Origin of the sequence: Paracnuella aquatica, assembly GCF_003332885.2 — a bacterium.
Lineage (GTDB): Bacteria > Bacteroidota > Bacteroidia > Chitinophagales > Chitinophagaceae > Flavisolibacter > Flavisolibacter aquaticus.
The window spans coordinates 1-2,921 of record NZ_QOWJ01000034.1 but is presented as its reverse complement, the minus strand read 5'-3'; the positions used below and the strand labels follow the sequence as shown (position 1 = coordinate 2,921).

2 protein-coding genes are annotated in these 2,921 nt (G+C 41.6%); both read right to left on the bottom strand.

The features are described from left to right. Positions 1 to 339: 339 nt before the first annotated feature. Entirely contained in the window at positions 340 to 1,452 is a 1,113-nt protein-coding gene (locus tag DRJ53_RS20910) for a TlpA family protein disulfide reductase (RefSeq protein ID WP_114237621.1), read from the bottom strand. A 413-nt stretch (positions 1,453 to 1,865) separates the two neighbouring features. Continuing rightward, on the bottom strand, positions 1,866 to 2,642 hold the full coding sequence (locus tag DRJ53_RS20905) for a hypothetical protein (protein ID WP_114237620.1): 777 nt from the start codon (positions 2,640 to 2,642) through the stop codon (positions 1,866 to 1,868). Positions 2,643 to 2,921: the final 279 nt, after the last annotated feature.

Sequence of the window (2,921 nt, the reverse complement as noted above, 5' to 3'; positions counted from 1 at the left end):
GGAGGCATCTTTTTCACCAACGACATACTAAAAATCAAACAAAAATCACGAACTTAACCCAGCAAAACCCTCTCTAAGAACTAGTCCACTTTCTTTTGACGACATACACTTAAATATTGCGCCTAACGGAAAACGGCTTTATGCAGTAGCGGCATTCCGTGTCACGTCAGCTCAGCTAATATACTAACGATGATTAGAACTTCTGCTGATTAGCCCTTGTTCGTCCAGCCGCTATTGCAAAAAGCCGCTGTTAGCGGCACCGCCTGATTTAAACGGCTATCAATATTGTCTATTTCAGCAGGTAAAATAAACAGCGGCGTCCTACCTAAAAATCAAAATTTAATTTTCTTGTGCTTGTCCCATTGCTGCAATGGCACTTTGTAAAGCCTTTATAGCTTTATCCCTATTTTTTGCCCGCCAGTACCATTCTGCCATTCTTATATAGGTTTTGGGAAGCGAATTTAGGTAGCGTTGCGGAAGCTTACCACTTGAACTTAAATTGCTATTGACATTAAACCCATATGCATCAGCACCTAACTCATAAAATTCCGGAGGAAGGCTGATAAGATTTCTTTTCTCTGCATACCACTCGATCGGAGAAGTGATGCTGGCGTTGTCAAAGCCCAATAACGAAGGGGTTGCCATCATTTCCCTGCCATACTCGTAAGCCTTTTTTTTGTCTGTTTTTAGCAAAGCAGAAAAGGTGTGAAAGGAAACCAGGGGAGCAAATTTAAGTTTCGGCTCTTGGTTAACTATTTTGTTTATGAGCAAGAGGGCAGAATCAGGCTTACCCAGATCATAGGGTTTGTTCGCATCGCCCACATAGCTGTTCAACTGGTCCCGGTATGAGTGCTCCAAAGCTGCCAAGCGCATCTGCTCCTTTCGTTTGATCAACTCTTCGTTTCTCCAAGCTAATTCTGCTTCGACATTCCAGGTTTTACTCACCATTTTGGCCAGAACGGTGTCAAGATTCAAGGGGTGCCCGATCCAGGCTATTTTTCCTTCTGAATTTACTACATATGTGGCAGGGATGCCCTGCTCTCCTGAGGCATAAAGCCAGTCTTGTGCCATAAAGTTGCTGTCCTCGGCTGCTACACTATAGTCCATCCGGTTACCGATACTATCCACAAAAGCTTTTACCTTCTTTATTGATGTAGTTTTCTTCTCTAAAATGTCAATGCCTAAAACGGTCACCTGATCTTTGTAAGTTCGAGCTAAAGCAGAGAGATGCGGCATAGCATCAATACAGTAGCCACACCAGGTGGCCCAAAATTCCACCACATATATTTTGCCTTTCTCGAATTGCTGTACAGGTGTACCCTTTATCCATTCACGTAATCGTAATGGAGGGGCAGGATCACCAATGTTTAAGGAAGAAGTTTGAGTCTGTTGTGCCTGGGATGTAACCGCAATAATGGATAATAAGAATAAGGATAAACAATGCAATCGCATAATTAAGACTTTACTGAAGGATTACAAGCTGGTTCAAGTTTCATAGTATCAGGCAATAGTGGTTTTATTACCTTGTTCTTCTTCTGATTGAATAAAGTAGTAGTAAAAAGGGTTACCTGCAAACAATCAATATTTTATTGCCAAATTGATTTATTAACGGTTGCTATAATCTATGGAAGGCAGTTATTTCGATATTACATGGTTTCGTATTGTCGTTATGTGTTCACAGTTACACTTGCAATTGCTTTTTTGCCGGGTCCCTCATTGCCGCTAACGTAGAAGGTGTTGCTGTCAGTGCTGGAATTAGTATTGCTTCAGCCTCAACCTTGCACTAATGTAGAATAGAATCGGCACTGCTCAAAACATATTCTTCAGCCAGCATTGCAGCAAAACCCTGTTAGCGGAAGTTATACTTAGTCAAAGCCTAAGCGCATGACCATGTCTGAATTAACCTTTTGACTTCTTATCGTTGCTGGTGTCCAGCCTGTTTTCCTCATTGCCTTCTCAATCTGCTGCTCAAAATACTTTTCATGTTCGTGGTTTGTCTTTATATCAAATAAGAACCGATAGCCAGTAATAACGGCATTGCCTTGTTTGTCAACATACAGATGAACGTCAACAAATGCGGATGAATCGTAATTAGGTCTCTTTACATAGTCTGTAGGGTAGTTAATACGCTTGTCCAAATCACTTTGAAATACTGTACTGTATTCGTCTGGATGCATATCAGTGTCGTTTGGGTAGTTAGGTCGAGTATCGCAACTTGCATAATAGAATGTGTCGTTGATGTTGTTTTGAACATAAAGACTGTCTGATACGTTCAACAAAGAGTCAATAAAGTTGTTCCCGAACTTGTTGTCAATCTGTTCTTTCATGAAATCGCAGTAACATCCTTGTGTCTGTCCTTCAAAAATCACGTCAGACGTCATTTCTTCTGCATAGCCTATCCCATAGTTGCCAAGTAATGAATCCATCTCGTCAACGCTTCGTAAAGGCTCATACAACAGGCTCCCCGCAAAATGGCAGAAAGTCAATTTGCCCATTTGCACATCTGTTTTAGCTTTTTTGACTTCTTTTAGACAAGTGGTATCAGACTTGGAAATGTTGGCGAAACGGCTTTTTTGTTTAGTCGCCCTGTTGCATGCGTAAAGTGTCGCAGTAAAAACAGTCAGAAAAAGTAAACAGCGCATGAAGTTTTATAATGAGATTCAAAAGCAGAAAGCCTCCATAAATAATTTCCGCTAACGTTAACCGGCTTTACGCAGTGCGGGGCGTCCGTGATCCGTTAGCCACACTAATGTACTGAAGATGCACAAAGCAGCAAAGTTGATCCTATGTTCCTCAGCCCGCATTGCGAGAAGTCTATATGTAAAAGGGTCCGTCTCCTGGAGCATCAGTCGCCTTGTGCTTGACACAGGTGCTGCAAGGAAGTAATTTGTTGTGAACTAAATGATTTCAGATGATGAAAG